The organism is Acidovorax sp. KNOB132 (assembly GCF_057541515.1).
This window is the reverse complement of sequence record NZ_BAAJYT010000605.1, coordinates 1-796: the sequence shown is the minus strand read 5'-3', so window position 1 is coordinate 796 and position 796 is coordinate 1. Positions and strand designations below refer to the sequence as shown.

Annotated in this window: 1 pseudogene; it reads left to right on the top strand. The window is 75.3% G+C overall.

Annotation, left to right across the window (positions count from 1 at the left end):
- Positions 1 to 142: 142 nt before the first annotated feature.
- Positions 143 to 796, top strand: a pseudogene (locus AC27IO_RS24955) (alpha/beta hydrolase); the annotation flags it as partial.

Below are 796 nucleotides of genomic sequence, written 5' to 3'. Positions count from 1 at the left end.
CACCGTGGCCGCGGCCATCGCCAGAACCCGCCCGCGCCCCGGCGCGGAGCGCATGGGCTGCTGACGCCGGCCGCGCCCACCCCTTTTCCCGGGCGCGCCACCACATGGCGCGCCTTTTCCGACAGGCCCTAGCCCCCTTCGCATGGTCGATCCCGACGCTCCCTCCACCCTCAGCCCCTTCACCGCCGCCGATGGCGAAAACCTCGCGCTGCAGGACTGGCCGCTGCCGCACGCCGACGCGCGCGCCACCGTGCTGCTGGTGCATGGCCTGGGCGAGCACGTGGGCCGCTACGACCGGCTCGCCCGGCGGCTGAACGCCTGGGGTTTTGCCGTGCGCGGCTACGACCAGTACGGCCATGGCGAATCGGGCGGGCTGCGCGGCGCCCTCACGCCCCCGAACCGGCTGATGGTGGACCTGGCCGACATCGTCGATGCCACCCGGGCCCGCATGCCACCCGGCCAGCCGCTGGTGCTGCTGGGCCACAGCCTGGGCGGGCTGGTGGCCGCCAGCTTCGTGGCGCAGGCGCTGCGCCCCGTGGAGGCGCTGGTGCTTTCCTCTCCCGCGCTGGACCCGGGCCTGAGCTGGACGCAGAAATTCCTGGTGGCCACCCTGCCCCGCGTACTGCCGAACCTGCGCCTGGCCACCGGGATCGACCCCGCCCACCTGTCCCACGACCCCGCCGTCATCGCGGCCTACCGCGCCGACCCGCGCTGCCACGACCGCGTCGGTGCCGGGCTCGCGCGCTTCATCGCCTACACCGGCCCGGCGTCGTGGCCCGCGCCGCGCAGTGGAGCG